The following is a 20,164-nucleotide window of genomic DNA, read 5'->3' on the forward strand; positions in this document are numbered from 1 at the left end:
CTCCGTTCAAGGTTGACTGTTATCGCGGACAATCGCCGAGACGCCGACGATCTCGATGCCGCGCTGCGCGGCTTCCTCGGACCATTTCGCCACCGCCTCGATGCTCTCGTCGAAGGCTGAAGCGACGCCTATGGCAAAGCCCTTCCTGTCCGCTATCCGGCCAAGTTCGTCGAGTTTTCGCAAGATCGCCTGGTTTTCCAGCTGGCCATCCAGAACGACATCGGCAAAGGCGTGCGGCAGGCCGGTGCTGCCCGACAGCTGTTCCGTCCTGGAAAGCGATGAGCTGCCATCGTCAAGAAAGAGCAGGCCACGCTGGGCGATATCGCGAAAAACGGGCTGAAGTGCCTTGTCATCCGAGAGGTACCGACCGCCCAGATAGTTCATGATACCAGTATAGTTGGTGATTTCCGACATGGCCTGGTGCAGGCGAAAGAGATTCTCCTCGGGCAAGTTGCCAACCAGCAGGGTACCGGGGCCGGGATCGTTTGCCGGGTAATCGAATGGTTCGAAAGGCACCTGCAGAAGGATTTCATGCCCTTTGCGGCGCGCTTCCTGCATCCATCGTTGCAGGCTGTTACCGGTCGACGCAAATGCCAGCGTGATGCCTGCCGGCAATTTCTGGATTGCGCGCTGGCTGCCGGTCTGGCTAAGGCCAAGCCCGCTTATGACGATGGCGACCCTCGTTCCGCGTGCGCCAGACCAAGGGCGGGCATATTGCTCCATGGGGCGTAGCCCATCCGACGCCACGATCGGCAGCGGCCCTGCCTCGGTCTCCTCGATCAGGTCGGGATTCGGCTGGCCTGCAACGCGGAGATCCTGGCCGATACGCTGGGCATCGATCACGAGTGGGCCTTGACGGTCGCGCGGCGTGTATTTGGTGACGTAGTTGCCGTCACCCGTCGGGGTACGCTCGATATTGGCACCGGAATTGCCGCGTTCCGCCGATGTTCCGCCCGCTGCCGTCGCGCGACCGGCATCAGTCGTCGCAGGCTCGGCAGAGCCTTTCGAGGTTATGCCGGAGGCAGTCTGCCGCAACCCGTCATCATTGCTGGCGATGTAAATCGAGAACGCGACAATCGCGACAAGCACGGCGCCGCCGGCAAGCAGGGCTGCCAGCCTGCGTCGCGGGCGTTTCTGCCTCAGCGAGCGCCCCTGTCCCAAGGGTGCATGGAGATCAGTGCCCACGCAAAGGTCCGTTTCGTGTTATTACAGGAGGTGCCGAGGGAAACTTGTCAGAGTCCCTCGGCCTGTCGGTTTTTAGTTCTTGACGGCGGCAGCCTTGTCCGGGCTTGGCGGGAAGCTCGGGTCCGTCTTGGTGCCGTGGAGAAGGTCCATCGCATAGTTGAGCTGGATATCGTCCTTGGCTTCCGGCGGAACATAGGCAGCGGAGCCGGAACCTTCCTCGGTTTCGGCGGCACCCTGAATGTGGCCCTTGAGGCTCGATTCGCCCTCGGCCCGCACCTTGCCCTGAAGTTCGGGCGGCAGCGGCTGCTCGACCTTGATGTCCGGGTTGATGCCCGTACCCTGGATCGACTTGCCCGATGGCGTGTAATAGAGCGCGGTCGTCAGACGCAGCGCACCGGCATCGCCGAGCGGAATGATTGTCTGGACGGAGCCCTTGCCGAAGGAGCGGGTGCCGACAACCGTGGCGCGCTTCAGATCCTGCAGTGCGCCGGCGACGATTTCCGAGGCCGAGGCGGAGCCTCCGTTCACGAGAACGATCACCGGCTTGCCATCTGTCAGGTCGCCGGGGCCGGCATTGAAGCGGCGGGTTTCGTCAGCGTTGCGGCCGCGGGTCGATACGACTTCGCCACGGTCCAGGAAGGCATCGGAGACATTGATCGCCTGATCGAGAAGGCCGCCCGGATTGAGGCGCAGGTCGAGGACATAGCCCTTCAACTTGTCGGCGGGAACCTCTTCCTTGATCTTCTTGATCGCAGCTTCCAGGTCATCATAGGTCTTTTCGGTGAAGGAGATCACGCGGAGATAACCGACATCGCCACCTTCAACACGCGATTTCACAGCGCGGACGGCGATGATGTCACGAACCACGGTGATCTCGAGCGGCTTGTCGGCACCCTGGCGGATGACCGTGAGCTTGATCGGCGTATTGACTGCGCCGCGCATTTTTTCCACTGCATCTTCGAGCTTCAGGCCGCGAATGGTCTGTCCGTCGATTTCGGAGATGAAGTCGCCGGCGAGAATGCCGGCTTTCGATGCGGGCGTATCGTCGATCGGGGCAATGACCTTGACGAGTTCGTTTTCCATCGTGACTTCGATGCCGAGGCCGCCGAATTCGCCGCGGGTCTGGGTGCGCATATCCTCCGCATCGGTCGCGTTCATGAAGCTCGAATGCGGGTCCAGCGAGGTGAGCATGCCATTGATGGCGTTCTCGACCAGCTTTTCCTCGTCCGGCGGCGTCACGTACTGCGCGCGAACGCGCTCGAACACGTCACCGAAAATGGAGAGTTCCTTGTAGGTGGATGGACCGGCTGCCTGGGCCGGAACGCCTGCCGAATAGATGACGCTCATTGCAGTCGCACCCATGAGTGCGCCGACGATCACGAGAGAAGCCCTACGAATCATTTCGTGCCCTTCCGGTTCCTTGCGCGGTCCACCATGGCCGGGAATCAACCGGTGTGCCGCCGTTTCTGAATTCAATGTAAAGCGTTGGCCGATCCGTTTCCAGCGCCAACGCCGTTGCACTCGCTACTCTTTTTTCACCCATGGCGGCGATCGGTTCGCCGGAGAAGACAAACCGGCCCTGGCGAACGTTCACCTCGTCCATGCCGGTCATGACGACATAATATCCATCGCCGGCGTTGAGGATGATCGTCTGACCGTAGCTGCGGAACGCGCCGGCGAAGACCACCAATCCATCGGCCGGTGCCGTGACGACCGCGCCGGCATTGGAGGCGATGGTTATGCCGCGCGCCGTATGCCCCGTCCCATCCGGATCACCGAACCGGCGCACGACCTCTCCCGCAACCGGATAGACAAGTTTCTGCCTGAGGGTCGAAAACGCGTATGCGGGGGCAATGCGGTTTTTGTCAGGCACGCCGCTTTCGGCCAATTGCCGGGCCTTTTCGCGTTCCTCGGCAGAGAGCTGGCGTTGCCGTTCCTCTTCGGCGCGGGCCTGTTCCATCGCTTCGCGCACCGAGGAAATCTCTTCTTCAAGCGAGCCGATGAGGCCTTCGAGCGAGGTTGCGCGGCTGGCAAGTTCGGCGGAGCGCTTACGCTCCGTGTCCAGCTCAGCGGTGTTGCGGCCGTTCAATTTTTCGTTCTCGGCGAGAAGCAGATCCATCCGCTTATCCTCTTCGAGACTTGCGGTGATCGTATCGGTTACCGACTGCTTTTCTGCTGCCGCTGCATTTCGCGTATCGCTGAGTGCCTTGAGGTCAGCGACGAGGCGTTCGGCCTCCGTGCGCATGCCGGGCACGACGGCGCCGAGAAGGATCGCGCTTCTGACCGAAGCGAGCGCATCCTCCGGCTTGACCAGAAGCGCTGGCGGTGGGTTGCGTCCCATGCGCTCCAGAGCGCCCAGAACTTCAGCGAGAACGCCGCGGCGGCTGCGCAGCGACGCCTTGATCGCGTCTTCCTGCACCCCGAGTGCGGCGATCTTCGTCTCGCTGTCCTGGATCTGTTGCTCGAGGGTCTTTCGCTTGGCAGCGGATTCGATCAGCGCCTGACGGATCTGGCTGCTGTCGCTGGTCGTCTGGGCTATGCTACGCTCAATCTCCGCCACCTTTTCGGCGGAGAGCTGCATCGTCCTGCCAAGCGTCTCGAGTTCTTCGCGTGTCTGTTGCTGCTTCAGCTGCAGCTCGGCTGTCGGCCCGGCTGATGCCGTATCGCTGGACATCGCTTCAGGCGTTTCGGCAGACGTTTGCGCATGGCTGGACTCGGGCGTCGCCAACAGCAGGCCGCCAGCGGCCAGCATCACAACCAGACCTGATCCGCATGTGCCAGATATCGTCCGCTCTGCGCCCATTAAAGCTCCGTTTCAAGTGGCAAAGACTAAGGTGATTTGCCCTGCCATGCCACAAACAACATCGTGTTTGAGCTTCAACGAAAGGTTAAACGCGGTGGTAGGGGTGACCGGAAAGGATGGTGACGGCCCTGTAGAGCTGCTCCGCAATCAGGATGCGGACGAGCTGGTGGGGCCATGTCATGGTGCCGAGGTTGAGAACGATGTCTGCACGATTTCGCAGGTCGGGATCAAGTCCATCGGCGCCGCCGATCGCCACCATCATCTCGCGCTTGCCGTTGTCACGGAAACGGCCGAGCGTATCGGCGAAGGTCTGGCTGTCCATCGTCTTGCCGCGCTCGTCCAGAAGAACGAGCACTGCGCCATCTGCCAGAGCCTTCTCAAGCACTGCCGCTTCCTCGCGCTTGCGGGTGTCCGGGTTGGAGGCACGGCTTTCCGGCACTTCGACGAGCTTTGCCAATTCAAGCCCGATGGCCGGACCCGCCTTGGCAAACCTGTCGAGATAACGGGACGCAAGATCCTTCTCCGGTCCGGCTTTCAGCCGTCCCACGGCAAAAAGGGTAATACGCATGTCCTGGTCCGTCCAAATTCAAGCCGCCAAATTCCTCAAGCCCGGTGCGACGCACCAGCTTCGCTTTAGCGGCTTCAGACGATTCAGGCCAAGCCCAAACCGCTTAATGGAGCAGCGGTCCCTCTTCGATTTCCGGAGCCGCCCACATCTTTTCGATGTTGTAGATCTCGCGGATTTCGTGACGGAACACATGCACGATTATATCGCCGGTATCGATCAGCACCCAGTCGCCCGTTTCCAGGCCCTCGACCCGCGGAAAGCCGAGGCCTTCATCCTTCAGGTCGGTGACGAGATGTTCGCTGATCGCCATGACATGACGGCTCGATCGCCCGGTGACGACGACCATGTAGTCGCCAAGCGCCGACTTTCCAGCAATGTCGATGGAGACGATATCTTCTGCTTTTGAGTCCTCAAGGCTGTTGAGGATCAGTTCGAGAGCACGTTCGGCAGCATCGGCGCCGCGTTCGGAACTCTGCGGGAGGATGGTCGCCATCCGTCCCTTGGCGTGTACTGTTGTCAGGGTCTGTCCTTTCGTCCAAGTAACAGCAACAAGCACTTTCAGCTGCACCGATCAAGAGTCGGCCGCTTACTCGAAGGTGGCACCGAATGGTTAATCTTTCAAGGGAGAACCATAAAAGGTGAACGCTATACGCGCGGTCTTCACCTGCCTGTCACGGTAGGGATTGATTGCTATGCTTTGCCGCCGTTGATCTTTCTGAGCGCGGTTGAGCTGAGGGTCGAGCGCGGGCCATGGATGAAGGTCCAGGCCGGCGGACGACGTTTCCAGAGCGTGCCTGCATCGTCCTCGTCGATACGCGCATAATCGAAGGTCCGTGCCATTTTCGACGAGAGGAACGACAGGGTCGAGCCGGGGCGATCGATCACGGCGATCGGAAAGGTGGAGGCGATGTCGCGCCATTTCTGCCAGAGATGAAACGACCTCAGGCTATCAGCGCCCATGATCCAGACGAAACTCGTCTGCGGGTTCTTCGCCTTGATATGGGCCAGCGTGTCGGCCGTGTAGGCGCCGCCGAGGCTTTTCTCGAAGGCTGTGACCTTGATGCGCGGGTCATCGATCAACCTCTCGCTCATCGCCAGGCGATCGGCAAGCGGTGCCAGTTCGGACCGGCTCTTGAGTGGATTTCCGGGTGTCACCATCCACCAGAGCTGATCGAGGCCGAGACGGCGAAGCGCGATCTCCGCCACGAGAAGATGGCCTTCATGCGGTGGATTGAAGGAACCGCCGAACAGGCCGACGGCCATGCCACGTTCGACATGCGGCATGGAGAGGTATCGACGTTCGATCCTTTGCTCCTCCACTTCGTACGCGCCTTATGGACGGATCTGGCCGGTGCCGTGCACGCGGTATTTGAACGAGGTCAGCTGTTCGACGCCGACGGGGCCGCGTGCATGCATCTTGCCGGTCGAGATGCCGATCTCGCCGCCCATGCCGAACTCACCGCCATCGGCAAACTGGGTCGAGGCATTGTGAAGGAGAATTGCGGAATCGATCTCGTTGAAGAACCGCGCAACAACGGCAGGATCTTCCGCGATCACCGCCTCGGTATGGCTGGAGGAGTAGGTGTTGATATGACGTGTTGCGCCATCGATGCCATCGACTATGTCTACCGAAATGACCGCATCGAGATATTCGGTACGCCAGTCCTCCTCGGTCGCGGCCTCTGCGGTGGCATCTGCAAGCAGGACCTCCGCCGATCCGCGGATAATGCAGCCGGCGCCCTTCAAGCCTTCAAGAAGCGGGACGAGATGCGTTGCTGCGGCTGCACGGTCGACAAGCAGCGTTTCGGCCGCGCCACAGACGCCGGTGCGGCGCATCTTGGCATTGACGACGATCTTCTTTGCCATGTCGAGGTCGGCTGACCTGTCGACGTAGATATGGCAAAGGCCTTCGAGATGGGCGAAGACTGGTACGCGTGCCTCGTTCTGGACGCGGGCGACAAGGCTTTTGCCGCCGCGCGGGACGATGACGTCGATTGTGCCACTCAGGCCCGAGAGCATGGCGCCGACGGCTGCACGGTCCGTCGTCGGGACGATCTGGATTGCGTGTTCCGGCAGGCCTGCGGATTTGAGGCCTTGCACGAGGCAGGCATGGATCGCCTGCGATGAATGGGCGGAATCCGAGCCGCCACGCAGGATCACGGCATTGCCGGCCTTGAGGCACAGAGCGCCGGCATCGGCGGTCACGTTCGGGCGGCTTTCATAAATCACGCCGATAACGCCGAGCGGCGTGCGGACGCGCTCGATGTTAAGGCCGTTCGGGCGCTCCCAGGCGGCGATGACTTCGCCGACCGGATCCTTGAAATCGGCGATCTCGCGCAGTGCCTGCGCCATGCCGGCAATGGTCTTCGGTGTCAGCGTCAGTCGATCCAGGAAGGAAGGGAGTAGGCCCTTGCCCTCGACATTCTTCAGGTCCGCTGCATTGGCGGCGAGAATGGTCTCGCTTGCGGCCAGAATGGCATCGGCCGTGGCGTGAAGCGCCGCATTCTTTGCTTCGGTCGATGCGGTGGCGAGCTTGCGGGCAGCCGCTTTGGCGTTGCGGCCGATCTCGGCCATCACGGCCTCGACATCGCCACTCGATACCTTATCCAGCATGAACCGTCTCCTCGATGCTCGTTCTCTGGCGGACTTTCGCGGTCATCACCATGTCGTCGCGATGGATCATCGCGGCGCGTCCGGCATAGCCGAGAATGTCCTCGATCTCGCTCGACTTGCGGCCGGTGATCTGGCGTGCCTCCTCGGCATCGTAGCTTGCCAGGCCGCGTGCGATCTCCCGGCCATCGGTGCCGATGATCGCGACGGTATCGCCACGATGAAACTGGCCCGCGATGCGGCGAACGCCGGCCGGCAGCAGGCTTTTCCCGGACCTGAGCGCCTTTTCCGCGCCTTCGTCGACAAACAACTCGCCGGCGGGCTGCAGCTGCCCGGCAATCCAGGTCTTGCGCGCCGTAACCGGCGTATCGGACGGTGCGAACCACGAGGACCTGGTGCCCTGTTCTATGGCCTGCAGAGGATGCTCGGTCTTGCCAGAGGCTATGATCATGGCGCAGCCGGCGCCCGTGGCAATCTTGCCGGCATCGATCTTGGTACGCATGCCGCCGCGCGACAGTTCTGATGCCGCGCCGCCGGCCATGGCTTCGATTTCCGGCGTGATGGCGGCGATCGTATCGAGGAATTTCGCTTGCGGGTCGATATGCGGCGGTGCCGTGTAAAGGCCGTCGATATCGGAAAGAAGGATCAGCAGGTCCGCTCCCGTCATCGTCGCCACTCGGGCGGCGAGGCGGTCATTGTCGCCGTAGCGGATTTCCGAGGTGGCGACCGTATCGTTCTCGTTGATGATCGGCACTGCGCCGATCTTGAGCAGTTGCTTGATCGTCGCGCGGGCATTGAGATAGCGGCGGCGCTCTTCCGTGTCGCCGAGCGTCAGCAGGATCTGGCCGGCGACGATAGCGTCACGCGACAGGCTTTCCGACCAGGCGCGCGCCAACGCGATCTGGCCGACGGCGGCCGCCGCCTGGCTCTCTTCGAGCTTCAATGCGCCGGGAGCAAATTCGAGCACGGTGCGGCCGAGCGCAATGGCGCCCGACGAGACGACGAGGACATCGATGCCCGATGCCTTGAGTGCGGCGATATCGCTGCAGACACTGTCGAGCCAGGCCGACTTGAGGCCGGTCTTCCGATCGACCAGCAATGCCGAGCCGATCTTGATGACGACGCGGCGATAACTCGCAAGGGGCTTGCGGGTGCTGGCCTGCAGGTGGCTCATTCGTCGTCGCCTTCTTCCATGTCGTCTTCAACGGGCGTCGAGCGGTCGGGTAGCGCGGTATTCTCGCCGTCGCTCGCCTCGATGATGACATCGCGCAGCGCACGCAGCACTTCAGTCATACCCTTGCCGGTGACGGCGGAAATCAGGAACGGCGTCTCGCCGGAGGCTTTTGCAAGCTCCTTGGCTTTCTTCTTCAGTTCCGTCTCGTCGAGAATATCGATCTGCGAGAGGGCGACGATGACCGGCTTGTCGATCAAACCGCCGCCATAGGCTTCCAGCTCGGCCTTTACGGTCTTGTAAGACTGGCCGACATTTTCTTCCATCGACGAAACGAGATGCAGCAATACGCGGGTGCGCTCCACATGGCCGAGGAAACGGTCGCCGAGGCCTACCCCCTCATGGGCACCTTCGATCAGGCCCGGAATGTCTGCAAGCACGAACTCGCGACCGTCGATCGACGCGACGCCCAGGTTCGGGTGAAGCGTGGTGAACGGGTAATTGGCGATTTTCGGGCGGGCGCGGCTGACCGATGCGAGAAAGGTCGACTTGCCGGCATTCGGCAGGCCGACGAGGCCTGCATCGGCGATCAGTTTCAGCCGCAGCCAGACCGTCTTTTCCTCGCCTTCAAGGCCGGGATTGGCCCAGTTGGGCGCCTGGTTGGTGGCGGATTTGAAATGGGTATTGCCGAAGCCGCCATTGCCGCCCTTGGCAAGCCGGAACTTCTGGCCTTCCTTGACGAGGTCGATGATCAGCGTCTCGTTGTCTTCCTCGAAGATCTGTGTGCCGACCGGCACTTTCAACGTTACGCTGTCGCCATTGGCGCCGGTGCGGTTCCGGCCCATGCCGTGGATGCCGATACTGGCCTTGAAATGCTGCTGGAAGCGGAAGTCGATGAGTGTGTTGAGACCGTTGACCGCCTCCACCCACACGTCGCCACCGCGCCCTCCGTCACCGCCGTCGGGTCCGCCGAACTCGACGAATTTTTCGCGACGGAACGAAACTGCGCCCGCGCCACCGTCGCCGGAGCGAATATAGACCTTTGTTTCGTCGAGAAATTTCATCTTACTGCCGTCAGTTCCGTGTTACGCCGGGTCTCAAAAGGCTTTTGGACGCCTAGCTTGGGTTTTCGATACCGTTCGTTGCGGTGGAGGTCAAAGATTATCATGAAGTTCGTCAGCTATAACGTCCAATACGGTATCGGCATGGATGGCCGGTTCGACCCGGAGCGGATTGCCGATACCGTGCGTGACGCGGATGTGATTGCGCTGCAGGAGGTGACGCGCGGTTCTCCGGAGAATGGTGGCGTGGATCTCGTCGCCCGCTTTGCCGAATTGCTGCCGGAGCATTTCCATGTGTTCGGCGCACCTTGCGATGTGTTGCTGGAAGCCTCGATCGAAGCCGGGCGCCGTAGCGAGCGGCGCTTTCAGTTCGGCAACATGATCCTGTCGCGCTATCCCATTCTCGCCACTCGGCATTTTCTGCTTCCGCGTACGCGCAGCTTCGACAAGCTGAACCTGCAGCGCGGCGCGCTGGAAGCGCTTATCGATGCGCCTTGCGGCCCGATCCGCGCCTATTCCGTTCATCTGGACCATGTCTCGCCCGACGAGCGCATCGCGCAGATCCTTTATCTCAAGGACCGCGTGCTGAACTTCGCAGCCGAGGGCGGGTCGCTGACCGCGCCGGGCGAGCGCGGATTTCCGCAGCTGCCGCTGCCGGAGGATTTCGTCGTGATGGGCGATTTCAACATGGTGCCGGGTTCCGACGAGTACATTGTCGCGACCGGTCGGCCGGATCGCTATTACGGCCGCTCGCTGAAGGGCGACCAGTTCGTCGATGCGCTGGCGCAGGTCGGCGCACTGTCTGACGACAGTTACAGCTGGGCGGAGCCGCCGGGCGAGGGAACGATGAGAATGCATCTCGATTACTGTTTCATCAATGCCGGTCTGGCGCTCAGACTTCGGTCGGTCCTTGTCGACAATAGCGTGCTTGGCTCAGACCACTTTCCGGTCTGGCTCGAGTTGGATTGAGGGACATTCCCGGCTTGCGTCGGGAATGTCGATGATCGTCACCGTGGGTTGGGCAGGGTGAGGTCGGCTGCTTCGAGGACAGTCTCGATATGCGGCGCCATGCGGTTGCGCGACACGGAGAACAGTTCGCCCGCGTCGACGATGCGAAAACCGAGCTTCCGCTGGATGTTCAGCGACGCGAGGTTGTCGGCAAAGGCGCCCGAATGGACGGTCGCGTCCGGCATGCGCCGGAAGAAGCGTTGCAGAACGGCGCCTGCGGCTTCCGTCATGTAACCGCGATCCCAGTAATAGCGGTTCAGCCAGTAGCCGAGATGCCATCCGTTGCGCCGCAATTCCATGCCGACGGTGCCGATATGGACATCGTCGCCGGTGGTGATCGCCAGGTTCCAGTCCGGCATCAGGCCGGATGTCTGGCGGACCAGCCAGTCGAGCGCGTCTTCCCGATGATAGGGCTGTGGCACGCGTGACAGCATGCGGGCAACCTTGAAATCGGCGAGCGAGGCGGAGATCGCCTCCGCATCGGAGAGCCTGTGCGGCCGAAGCGTCAGTCTGGCCGAGTGGATGACCGGGCAGGGCCCCGGCGATAAGGGCCGGTCGATCATGGTCTGTACAACGGCCGCGTTCATCTCAGCTCTCCCCAGCTTCTGAGCGATATCCAGGTCTTGCGGTCGAGGCGAAACCATTCGACGGGCACCATGGCGCCTTCGGCCAGGCAATCGATCATGCCCGCCCCCTGGAACTGGAAGCCGCATTTCTGGATCACCCGCTTAGAGGCGATGTTGGTCACCCGGCAGCGTGCATCGATCTGGTCGATTTCGCTTCTGGTGCGAAACGCCATGTCGATCAGCGCATGGGCCGCCTCCGTGCCGTAGCCGTCGTTCCAATAGCGCTCGCCCAGCCAGTAGCCGATTTCCAGCGTATGGCCGTCGCTTTGCGGCTCGAGGGCGCAGCAACCGAGAAAGGCGCCGTCATTGGCGCGGGTAATGGCATAGACGCATTTGCCAATCTCGCCGGCATTCGTGCGTCGCACGAAATCGGCTGCGTCTTTCGCCGTGTAGGGATGCGGCATGCGCGACACCATGGTCGCGACTTTCGCATTGTTGGCGAGATGGGCAAGTGCGTCAATGTCTTCGATATGGGGCGCGCGGAGAACCAGTCTCGGCGACAATAAGACGGGGCACTCGCTTCTCGACAGGTCCCTGGACCTGTCCGGCCGCAGCCGTTCTTCCGGCGGCCGGGATTGGCTCGCCCTCAACAATTCGACTTGCATGGTTCAGTCTCCTCTGGAGGTAAAGAAAAAGGGGAGGTGGGTGGCGCCCCATCTCCCCTTTTCTTTGACTGAACCTTTGAACGGTCAACCGGGTCGATGAGACGCCGGTTGCTAACGCTTGCCGGCTTTATTCTGCGGCTTCGGCTTTCGGCATAACGGACACGTACACGCGGCCGTTGGCCTTCGTACGGTAGTTCACGTTACCTGCCGTCAGGGCGAAGATCGTGTGGTCCTTGCCGAGGCCGACATTGGCGCCCGGATGCCACTGCGTACCGCGCTGACGCACGATAATGTTGCCCGCAATGACGACTTCGCCACCGAACTTCTTCACGCCGAGGCGCTTGGAATTGGAATCGCGACCGTTACGCGACGAACCGCCAGCTTTTTTATGTGCCATTGGTGTTCTCCTTTAACCTTCGAAAACCTGAATTAGCCGAGGATGTCCGTGATGCGGACGACCGTGTGATGCTGGCGATGGCCACGAATACGCTTGGAATTCTGGCGACGACGCTTCTTGAAGGAGATGACCTTCTTGCCACGGTTATGCTCGACAACTTCGGCCTTGACCGTTGCGCCCGAAACAAACGGTGCGCCGATCTTGGCATCGGCGCCTACGCCGACAACCAGGACTTCGTTGAATTCGACTACTGCACCAGCTTCGGCTTCCAGCTTTTCGATGGTCAGCACGTCGTTGGCGGCCACGCGGTACTGCTTACCGCCGGTCTTGATGACTGCGAACATTTTATATCCTTTCATGTTCGTTCCGGCTCTCTTCCCAAAGAGAAGGGCCGTCTTTTTCTCAGTCGGTCTTTAGCAGGGGTTGGAGAAGAGAAATCTTTTCGAACGGAACTGCCGGTGAAATCGCATGGAAACACGTGGTTTCCGCGCAATCGCCGGTTATGGACATAATTCCACAACCTGAACGCAGGCGGGCATACGCGAGTGACAAAAAACTGTCAAGGCGAAAGGATGTGAAGAGTTTTACTTGCCCCCTTGCCAGCCTGATTTTTCGCCGCTATGAGACAGCCCGCGCAACATTGCGCCGACCAGCAAAGCGGAGAGGTGGCTGAGTGGTCGAAAGCACCGCACTCGAAATGCGGCGTGCCTGCGAGGGCACCGTGGGTTCGAATCCCACCCTCTCCGCCATTATTTCAAATGCCAGAATTACGTTCATAGCCGTGACTTCATGATGTCTCGCTTAGCCGCGTCGATATCTGTCTGGTGCCGTGCGTCGTTCGTTCGCTAATCTTACGCGTTTGCGTTTTTGTGATAGAAACGCGGTCATGACTGCTCTCGACGATGTGCTTCCCATCTATCATCCGCCAATGGACCCCTATCTCTCGCTTCTTTACCGTGACGAGGATCTTCTTGTGTTCGACAAGCCGAGCGGGCTGCTCTCCGTACCGGGGCGGCATCCTGTGCTTTTTGATAGTCTGCTGACGCGGGTGCAGAAGGAGTTTGCCCAGGCGTTGATCGTGCACCGGCTGGACAAGGATACGTCCGGCGTCGTTCTCATGTCGCTCAATCGGGGCGCCCATGCCTTCGTCGCCGCGCAATTCGAGGCGCGTACCACCGAAAAGTCCTATGTGGCGGAGGTGTTTGGACATGTTCGGGACGAAGAGGGCATGGTGGATCTACCCTTGGCGATCGATCCGGACAACAAGCCGCGGCACCGCGTCGATGTCGATCTTGGCAAGCCGGCGCAGACGCGGTGGAAGGTTCTGGGGTATGGAGAAAACAGGACGCGCCTGCGTCTGTTTCCCTTGACCGGACGGACGCATCAGCTGCGTGTGCATATGAAGGCTATCGGTCACGTCATCCTCGGCGATGAGTTCTATGCGGACGATGCGGCCCTTTCGGCGGCCGGCCGGCTTTTGCTTCATGCTGAAAAGCTGAGTTTCCGGCATCCTCGTGGCGAAGACGTCACGTTTACAGCCCCCACTCCCTTCTAAGGTCGGATATCGGTGCAGAAATTCGAAGAAGCATCGCTGGTCGTCGATTTTGTCGGTGGAGCCGTCGGGCATCGCTTTCGCGCCGGCGAGGGGCGAAACCAGGCACTGCCGAAGGCCGTAGGCTTTGCAAAGGGCGTGATCCCGGAGGTCGTCGATGCAACCGCGGGCCTCGGACGCGACGCATTTCTTCTCGCGTCGCTGGGGGCGCGCGTGACACTTATCGAGCGCTCGCAGACGATGCACAGGCTTCTGGCCGAAGGGCTTGAGCGGGCACGGGCCGAGGGCGGCAGCTATGCCGAGACCGTGGAGCGGATGACCCTTATGCACGGGGATTCGCGGCTGCTGCTTCCGCAGCTGAATCCGCAGGTCGTGCTGATCGACCCCATGCATCCGCCGCGCGACAAGACGGCTTTGGTCAAGAAGGAGATGCGGCTGATCCGCGACATCGTCGGGACGGATGCCGATTCAGTCGAGTTGATGCAGGTCGCGCTTGAGGCGGCGCAAAGCCGGGTCGTGTTGAAGTGGCCGCTGCGCGGTGAGCCGATGCCGGGCGTGCGCAAGCCGTCGCATCAGATTGCCGGGAAAAGCACGCGTTACGACGTGTTCGTCAAGGCAAAGATCGCAGCCGTGTCCGGTTGCGGCACTTGAGATCGAACATCGGCTTTTCCGCCAGCGTCAGGTGATGGTCATGTCCGCATCCCGCGAATGGTCGCGAATGAGGATGCCGTTCTTCAGATCGTTGTCCTGCGTTTTTTTGCGCGCTGTCGCCTCGTCTAGGCCAAGGGACAGCCAGCGATGCATCAGGCGCTCCTCGAGCGTCGCTGTCGGCGGAGAGATCATAATGGTGAAGTCGAAAAGGTCCGCAAGGTCGGCCCAGGGCGCCTGATCCAGCAGAAGATAGTTTCCTTCGATGATGACGAAACGGGTCGATGCCGGGATGATCCGGGCGGCGGCGATGGCGATCTCGCGGGATCGATCGAAGACCGGGGCAAGGATTTCGCCGTCGGCTTTCCTGGCTGCCACGATGATATCGACAAAACCGCGCACGTCGAACGTTTCGGGTGCGCCCTTGCGGGCCAGCGTTCCCTTCTGTCGCAGGACGGCGTCATCCATGTGGAAGCCGTCCATGGGCAGGACTTCGGCCGCTTCACCCCTTGCGGTCAACGCATCGCGAAGCCGGTCGGCCAGCGTCGATTTTCCGGCGCCGGGCGGGCCGGCGAGGGCGACCAGAAACCGCGTTTTCCCGGTCGCCTTCGCCAGAATGGTTTCAGCAATGCCTGTCGTCTCCAATGTCATGCGGCGATCGGCTCCGGTACCTTTGCGCCGGTCATGAAGGCGACGGCGTCCGACATCGTATAATCCTTCGGATTGATGACGGTAAGCCGTTTGCCGAGACGATGGATATGGATGCGGTCGGCGATCTCGAAGACATGCGGCATGTTGTGGGAGATCAGCACGATCGGGATGCCGCGCGAGCGCACGTCGAGAATGAGTTCCAGCACGCGTCTGCTCTCCTTGACGCCGAGCGCGGCGGTCGGCTCGTCGAGGATGATGACCTTCGAGCCGAAGGCGGCGGCGCGCGCAACGGCCACGCCCTGGCGCTGGCCACCGGACAGGGTTTCCACCGCCTGGTTGATGTTCTGGATCGTCATCAGGCCGAGTTCGGAAAGCTTTTCGCGCGCCAGCCGTTCCATTGCGGCATGGTCGAGTTTTCGCAGGAACTTGCCCATGAAGCCCGGTTTGCGGATCTCGCGGCCGAGGAACATGTTGTCGGCGATCGACAGCGCCGGGGAGAGGGCGAGGTTCTGGTAGACGGTTTCGATACCGGCCTTGCGGGCTTCGATCGGGGAGGCGAAATGGACGAGTTCGCCATCCATGCGGATCTCTCCCTCGTCGGGGCGAATGGCGCCGGAAACCGCCTTGATCAGCGATGATTTTCCCGCGCCGTTATCGCCGATCACGGCAAGGATTTCGCCGGGATAGAGGTCGAAATCGGCATTGTCGATGGCGGTCACGCGGCCATAGCGCTTGATCAGGCCGCGGCCGGTGAGGATAGGTTTTCTGGTCTGAAGCTGGTTACTTTCCTGGGGCATCAGCGTGAAGCCTTTCTGATCCATTGGTCGGCTGCGACGGCAACGATGATGAGGACGCCGATCAGGAGATAGGTCCATTGAACATCGGTGCCGAGAAGGCGCAGACCCAGCGAAAAGACGCCGACGATCAGGGCGCCGAACATCATGCCGAGGATGGAGCCGCGGCCGCCGAACAGCGATATGCCGCCGATCACCACAGCGGTGATCGATTCGATGTTGGCGAACTGGCCGGCGGTCGGCGAGACGGAGCCGATGCGGCCGATCAGTGCCCAGCCGGCGAGCGCGCAGATGACGCCGGACAGAACATAGACGGAAATCAGCATGCGCTGCACGTTGACGCCGGAGAGGTCTGCTGCTTCCGGGTCGTCGCCGACGGCATAGAGATGGCGGCCCCAGGCCGTGTGGTTGAGCACGTACCAGAGTACGCCGACAAGCAGGATCATGGCGATGACGCCATAGGTGAAGACCGCCCCACCGATACGGAACGTCTCGCCGAAGAATTGCAGGATCGGTGCGTTCGCCTCGATTTCCTGGGCCCGGATCGTCTCGTTGGCCGAATAGAGAAAGTTGCTGGCCAGCACGATCTGCCACATGCCGAGCGTGACGATGAAGGGCGGCAGCTTGACCTTGGCGATCAGCACGCCGTTGATGAAGCCGCAGAGCGCGCCCGTGGCAAAGCCGCAGAGGATGGCGAGTTCAGGCGGCAGCCCGTAGCGGAAGGTGAACTGGCCCATGACCACCGACGACAGGACCATGATCGCGCCGACCGAGAGGTCGATGCCGGCGGTCATGATGATCAGTGACTGGGCGGCGCCGACGATGCCGGTGATCGCCACCTGCTGCAGGATGAGTGTCAGCGAAAAGGCCGAGAAGAACTTTCCGCCGAGTGTCAGGCCGAAGACGATCAGCGAGACGAGCAGCACGATCAGCGAGACGGCCGACGGATTGGAGTGCAGGAAATGGCGGAACTTGTGAAGGGCAGACGGCTGTTCGTGATCGAAGGAGGCAACCTCCTTCGAACTATCCTTCAGCACCTTTTCGTAATCGTTATGCGGTGCGCTCGCCGTTGGCTCGCTCATGAAATCCTCCCGCTTTTGTCTAATGCCGGTTCAGGCCGGTTTGCCGTGGCAGGTCGGTGAAACGTGTTCCACCGACCTGCAGGACGTGGCTAGAGGCTCAACCCCAGCACTTGTTGAGGCCTTCCTTGGTGTCGATCGACTTGATCGACGGTACCGGTTTGTCCGTGACCAGAGTCACGCCGGTATCAAAGAAGTTCTTGCCTTCTGTCGGCTTGGGTTTTTCGCCAGTATCGGCAAATTGCTTGATCGCCTCGATGCCGAGCGCCGCCATCTGCAGCGGGTATTGCTGCGACGTTGCGCCGATTGCGCCGTCCGCGACGTTGCGTACGCCGGGGCAACCGCCGTCGATGGAGACGATCAGGACATCCTTCTCGCGCCCGACCGATTTCAGCGCCTCATAGGCGCCGGCGGCGGCCGGTTCGTTGATCGTGTGGACGACGTTGATGGTGGGATCCTTCTGCAGAAGGTTCTCCATCGCGGTGCGGCCGCCTTCTTCGTTACCGTTGGTGATGTCGTGGCCGACGATGCGCGGGTCATCCTCGTCGCCGATCTTGTTCGGATCCTTCGGGTCGATGCCGAAGCCGATCATGAAACCCTGGTCGCGCAGAATATCGACGGAAGGCTGTGATGGGGTGAGGTCGAGGAAGGCCACCTTGGCGTCCTTGGCGGCATCGCCGAGCGTATCCTTGGCCCACTGACCGATCAGCTTGCCGGCGAGAAGGTTGTCTGTGGCAAAGGTCATGTCAGCGGCGTCGATCGGCTCAAGAGGTGTGTCGAGCGCGATCACCAGCATGCCGGCGTCGCGGGCCTTCTTGAGGTTCGGTACGATGCCCTTGGTATCGGATGCGGTGATCAGGATGCCCTTGGCGCCGTCGGCGATGCAGGTTTCGATCGCCGCCACCTGGCTTTCACTGTCGCCATCGATCTTGCCGGCATAGGATTTCAGCGTCACGCCGAGTTCCTTGGCCTTGGCGGTGGCGCCTTCCTTCATCTTGACGAAGAAGGGGTTGGTATCTGTCTTGGTAATCAGGCAAGCCGAAACATCGGCTGCATTGGCAGGGGCTGCGAACGCTACGCCAAGCGCCAGCGCGCCGAATGACAGCGACAAAAGGGATGTCTTCATGATCTCCTCCCAGAGACGGGGTCCGCGACCGCGGACGGTTCCTCCACATGCAGGCCGGATTGAGCCAGGTGCCTCCTCCAGGCGTTCCTGCATCCTTACAATCGTCAATAATCGCGAAAGAAAATCGCCTGTCAATAATTAATTCCAATTGAATTATTTATTCGCCGGCTGCATGTTCGCATTGAACGAGATTGCCGCTTATGGCCGCATGTGGGAGGAGGGCCGGATGTCGATCACAGAAAGCCCCGTCGCGGGCGCCATTTCTCCTGTCAGCTTTTCGGGTGGCTCCAACCAGTCGCGGGTGCGCGCCTACAACGAACGGCTCGCTCTCTCGCTCGTGCGGCTGCATGGTGCCCTGTCCAAGGCGGATATCACGAGGCTGAGCGGGCTTTCGGCGCAGACCGCTTCGGTCATCGTGCGCTCGCTGGAGAAGGACGGCCTTCTCCTGAGAGGGGAGCCGCTGCGTGGCCGCGTCGGCCAGCCTTCGGTACCGATGCGGCTCAATCCCGACGCAGTTCTTTCCTTCGGCGTGAAAATCGGCCGGCGTAGCGCCGATCTGGTGCTGATGGATTTCGTTGGTTCCATCCGCAGGCAGTATCACGAGACCTATGCCTATCCCGAGCCGCAGAGGATACTCGATATCATCACCTCGGGGATCGGCAGGATCGAGACCGAGCTGAGTGAGGAGGAGCGGAGCCGGATTGCCGGCGTCGGTATCGCGGCCCCGTTCGAACTGTGGAACTGGGCGAACGAAGTCGGTGCGCCGCCCGGTGCGATGGACGTCTGGCGGCAGTTCGATCTGCAGGCTGAGGTCTCCGCCAGGGTGGTCTATGATGTGCACCTGCAGAACGATGCGACAAGCGCTTGTGGTGCTGAACTGGTTTTCGGCATCGGTCCGCAATATCCCGATTTCATCTATCTGTTCATCGGCTCTTTCATCGGCGGCGGCATCGTCCTGAACTCGGCCATCTTTTCCGGGCGGACGGGAACCGCCGGCGCGGTCGGCCCGCTGCCGGTGCGCGATGCAAAGGGCCGTAACCGGCAGTTGCTGGAGATCGCCTCGATCTTCGTGCTGGAGAATTTGCTCAGGGAGAACGGCATAGATCCGCAGCCGCTCTGGTATTCCGCCGATGACTGGATCGATTTCGGTGCGCCGATGCAGCAATGGATCGACGATGCGGCAGCGGCGCTGGCGCAGGCGATCGTTGCGGCCGCCTCGGTGATCGATTTTGGCGCGGTGATCATCGATGGCGGTTTTCCGCACTGGGTTCGCAAGCGTCTCGTCGCGGCGACATCCGAGGCGGTGAACCAGCTCGACCTGCAGGGGATCGTCATGCCGCGGATCGTCGAGGGGGCCGTCGGCTCGCAGGCACGCGCCATCGGCGGTGCAAGCCTGCCCATTCTCGCCCGCTATCTCATCGACCAGTCAGTTTTGTTCAAGGCCCCAGTTGCCTCGTAGGCAACGCAGAAATGGCCGCGTCTTGCCGCGGCCATAGGTATTCGAGGTTTCCGTCGTCCGGATCAGAGGCCCATGGCCTTCAGTTCCTGCAATGGCGGGATGGTGTCGAACATGTGCTGATCGAGACGATCCCAGATGATGCCACAGGTCGGCTTGTGCGGGCTGCAGACGCTGATCGAACGGGTCGGCGTGAAGATGGCGTCAACGACGGTGTCGTAGACATCCGGGTTCAGCTTTTCCGACAGGACCTGGCAATCGTGGACGACGGCGGCACAGGGCGTTTCCACCGAAATCTTGCCAAGCTGATAGAGCATGCCCCATTCGGCATCGAAGAAGCCGTGGCCCTTGCCGAAACGCACGCCTTCCAGATTGATAGCGCCGGTGCCGGTGACCATGTAGTCGACATTCGGCAGCTTCACCTGGATCTCGGCAAGCGTCATGTGCTGGCCGATGCGCTCCATTCCGTCGAGCGTCGAGGCATAGAGGTAGAGTTCGGGAGCGATCTTCGACGGATCGAGCAGCCAGAAACCGCGCTTGATCGAATAGGTGGTCATCAGTACCAGCTTGCCATCCTTCAGGGCCTGCAGGCGCAGACGGTCGAGGCAATTGTCGGGCGTGATGAAGATCAGGCGGGCGTCGTGATAATACTGATTGTCGAGGAGGCGGTCGACTGCCGCCTCACCGCCTTCGAAGTCGGCGATGAATTCGCCGAAATCGAAGTGGAAGCGGCTGTCGGCGACGGCGACCTTACGCAGTTCGGTCCAGACGCGCTCGCGAACGGAGGACTTGTGATCAGCGATTTCTGATGCTGTGGACATGGA

Annotated in this window: 22 protein-coding genes and 1 tRNA gene; 5 read left to right on the top strand and 18 right to left on the bottom strand. The window is 61.2% G+C overall.

What is annotated here, in order from left to right:
* Nucleotides 1-6: 6 nt before the first annotated feature.
* From AC0JZ4_RS05985 to obgE, 9 genes are all read right to left on the bottom strand, one after another.
* Complete coding sequence (locus AC0JZ4_RS05985) at nt 7-1,185, bottom strand: divergent polysaccharide deacetylase family protein (RefSeq protein WP_471885500.1); 1,179 nt, start codon at nt 1,183-1,185, stop codon at nt 7-9.
* 72 nt (nt 1,186-1,257) lie between these two features.
* Nucleotides 1,258-2,586: a S41 family peptidase gene (locus tag AC0JZ4_RS05990; protein WP_471885501.1), complete on the bottom strand. Its 1,329-nt coding sequence runs from the start codon at nt 2,584-2,586 to the stop codon at nt 1,258-1,260.
* Nucleotides 2,576-3,937: a murein hydrolase activator EnvC family protein gene (locus tag AC0JZ4_RS05995; RefSeq protein WP_471885502.1), complete on the bottom strand. Its 1,362-nt coding sequence runs from the start codon at nt 3,935-3,937 to the stop codon at nt 2,576-2,578. The genes AC0JZ4_RS05990 and AC0JZ4_RS05995 overlap by 11 nt, the downstream gene beginning before the upstream one ends.
* Nucleotides 3,938-4,073: 136 nt before the next feature.
* On the bottom strand, nt 4,074-4,556 hold the full coding sequence (gene rlmH / locus AC0JZ4_RS06000) for a 23S rRNA (pseudouridine(1915)-N(3))-methyltransferase RlmH (protein WP_471885503.1): 483 nt from the start codon (nt 4,554-4,556) through the stop codon (nt 4,074-4,076).
* Nucleotides 4,557-4,659: 103 nt separating this feature from the next.
* Entirely contained in the window at nt 4,660-5,049 is a 390-nt protein-coding gene (rsfS, locus tag AC0JZ4_RS06005) for a ribosome silencing factor (protein WP_471885504.1), read from the bottom strand.
* Between the two features lie 197 nt (nt 5,050-5,246).
* Complete coding sequence (locus tag AC0JZ4_RS06010) at nt 5,247-5,840, bottom strand: nicotinate-nucleotide adenylyltransferase (protein ID WP_471887812.1); 594 nt, start codon at nt 5,838-5,840, stop codon at nt 5,247-5,249.
* Between the two features lie 48 nt (nt 5,841-5,888).
* Entirely contained in the window at nt 5,889-7,169 is a 1,281-nt protein-coding gene (locus AC0JZ4_RS06015) for a glutamate-5-semialdehyde dehydrogenase (RefSeq protein WP_471885505.1), read from the bottom strand.
* Nucleotides 7,159-8,340, bottom strand: a complete 1,182-nt coding sequence (gene proB / locus AC0JZ4_RS06020) for a glutamate 5-kinase (RefSeq protein ID WP_471885506.1) — start codon at nt 8,338-8,340, stop codon at nt 7,159-7,161. Before proB ends, AC0JZ4_RS06015 begins: the two co-directional genes overlap by 11 nt.
* Nucleotides 8,337-9,401, bottom strand: coding sequence for a GTPase ObgE (gene obgE, locus AC0JZ4_RS06025; RefSeq protein ID WP_471885507.1), 1,065 nt, complete (start codon nt 9,399-9,401; stop codon nt 8,337-8,339). Before obgE ends, proB begins: the two co-directional genes overlap by 4 nt.
* A 102-nt stretch (nt 9,402-9,503) precedes the next feature.
* Here obgE and AC0JZ4_RS06030 point away from each other — a divergent pair, with 102 nt between their 5' ends.
* Complete coding sequence (locus AC0JZ4_RS06030; protein WP_471885508.1) at nt 9,504-10,367, top strand: endonuclease/exonuclease/phosphatase family protein; 864 nt, start codon at nt 9,504-9,506, stop codon at nt 10,365-10,367.
* A gap of 38 nt (nt 10,368-10,405) precedes the next feature.
* Here the strand turns inward: AC0JZ4_RS06030 and AC0JZ4_RS06035 are convergent, their stop codons facing one another.
* The 4 genes from AC0JZ4_RS06035 to rplU form a co-directional block, all read right to left on the bottom strand.
* Entirely contained in the window at nt 10,406-10,993 is a 588-nt protein-coding gene (locus AC0JZ4_RS06035) for a GNAT family N-acetyltransferase (RefSeq protein WP_471885509.1), read from the bottom strand.
* Nucleotides 10,990-11,637: a GNAT family N-acetyltransferase gene (locus AC0JZ4_RS06040; protein ID WP_471885510.1), complete on the bottom strand. Its 648-nt coding sequence runs from the start codon at nt 11,635-11,637 to the stop codon at nt 10,990-10,992. Before AC0JZ4_RS06040 ends, AC0JZ4_RS06035 begins: the two co-directional genes overlap by 4 nt.
* A gap of 127 nt (nt 11,638-11,764) precedes the next feature.
* The gene (gene rpmA, locus AC0JZ4_RS06045; RefSeq protein WP_132278681.1) at nt 11,765-12,034 is read right to left on the bottom strand and encodes a 50S ribosomal protein L27; all 270 of its coding nucleotides are present in this window, start codon (nt 12,032-12,034) and stop codon (nt 11,765-11,767) included.
* A gap of 32 nt (nt 12,035-12,066) precedes the next feature.
* The gene (rplU, locus tag AC0JZ4_RS06050; protein ID WP_148143782.1) at nt 12,067-12,378 is read right to left on the bottom strand and encodes a 50S ribosomal protein L21; all 312 of its coding nucleotides are present in this window, start codon (nt 12,376-12,378) and stop codon (nt 12,067-12,069) included.
* Between the two features lie 315 nt (nt 12,379-12,693).
* On the opposite strand from rplU, the gene AC0JZ4_RS06055 reads away from it, so the two are divergent.
* From AC0JZ4_RS06055 to AC0JZ4_RS06065, 3 genes are all read left to right on the top strand, one after another.
* Nucleotides 12,694-12,783, top strand: a tRNA-Ser gene (locus AC0JZ4_RS06055).
* Nucleotides 12,784-12,920: 137 nt separating this feature from the next.
* Entirely contained in the window at nt 12,921-13,589 is a 669-nt protein-coding gene (locus tag AC0JZ4_RS06060) for a pseudouridine synthase (protein ID WP_471885511.1), read from the top strand.
* A gap of 12 nt (nt 13,590-13,601) precedes the next feature.
* Nucleotides 13,602-14,237 carry a class I SAM-dependent methyltransferase gene (locus AC0JZ4_RS06065; protein WP_471885512.1) on the top strand — a complete coding sequence of 212 codons (636 nt, stop codon included), beginning with the start codon at nt 13,602-13,604 and terminating at the stop codon, nt 14,235-14,237.
* A gap of 27 nt (nt 14,238-14,264) precedes the next feature.
* Here AC0JZ4_RS06065 and AC0JZ4_RS06070 read toward each other — a convergent pair whose 3' ends face one another.
* The 4 genes from AC0JZ4_RS06070 to AC0JZ4_RS06085 all read right to left on the bottom strand — a co-directional run bounded on the left by AC0JZ4_RS06070 (nt 14,265) and on the right by AC0JZ4_RS06085 (nt 17,884).
* Nucleotides 14,265-14,885: a nucleoside triphosphate hydrolase gene (locus AC0JZ4_RS06070; RefSeq protein WP_471885513.1), complete on the bottom strand. Its 621-nt coding sequence runs from the start codon at nt 14,883-14,885 to the stop codon at nt 14,265-14,267.
* Nucleotides 14,882-15,706 (bottom strand): ATP-binding cassette domain-containing protein, encoded by an 825-nt coding sequence (locus AC0JZ4_RS06075; RefSeq protein ID WP_471885514.1) that lies wholly within the window; start codon nt 15,704-15,706, stop codon nt 14,882-14,884. Before AC0JZ4_RS06075 ends, AC0JZ4_RS06070 begins: the two co-directional genes overlap by 4 nt.
* Nucleotides 15,682-16,761 carry an ABC transporter permease gene (locus tag AC0JZ4_RS06080; RefSeq protein WP_471885515.1) on the bottom strand — a complete coding sequence of 360 codons (1,080 nt, stop codon included), beginning with the start codon at nt 16,759-16,761 and terminating at the stop codon, nt 15,682-15,684. The genes AC0JZ4_RS06075 and AC0JZ4_RS06080 overlap by 25 nt, the downstream gene beginning before the upstream one ends.
* A 97-nt stretch (nt 16,762-16,858) precedes the next feature.
* Nucleotides 16,859-17,884 carry a substrate-binding domain-containing protein gene (locus tag AC0JZ4_RS06085; protein WP_471885516.1) on the bottom strand — a complete coding sequence of 342 codons (1,026 nt, stop codon included), beginning with the start codon at nt 17,882-17,884 and terminating at the stop codon, nt 16,859-16,861.
* A 226-nt stretch (nt 17,885-18,110) separates the two neighbouring features.
* Here AC0JZ4_RS06085 and AC0JZ4_RS06090 point away from each other — a divergent pair, with 226 nt between their 5' ends.
* Nucleotides 18,111-19,343: an ROK family transcriptional regulator gene (locus AC0JZ4_RS06090; protein WP_471885517.1), complete on the top strand. Its 1,233-nt coding sequence runs from the start codon at nt 18,111-18,113 to the stop codon at nt 19,341-19,343.
* A gap of 62 nt (nt 19,344-19,405) precedes the next feature.
* Here the strand turns inward: AC0JZ4_RS06090 and AC0JZ4_RS06095 are convergent, their stop codons facing one another.
* Nucleotides 19,406-20,161 (bottom strand): 5-formyltetrahydrofolate cyclo-ligase, encoded by a 756-nt coding sequence (locus AC0JZ4_RS06095; RefSeq protein ID WP_471885518.1) that lies wholly within the window; start codon nt 20,159-20,161, stop codon nt 19,406-19,408.
* Between the last annotated feature and the right edge of the window lie 3 nt (nt 20,162-20,164).

This window comes from [Rhizobium] kunmingense (genome assembly GCF_977018605.1).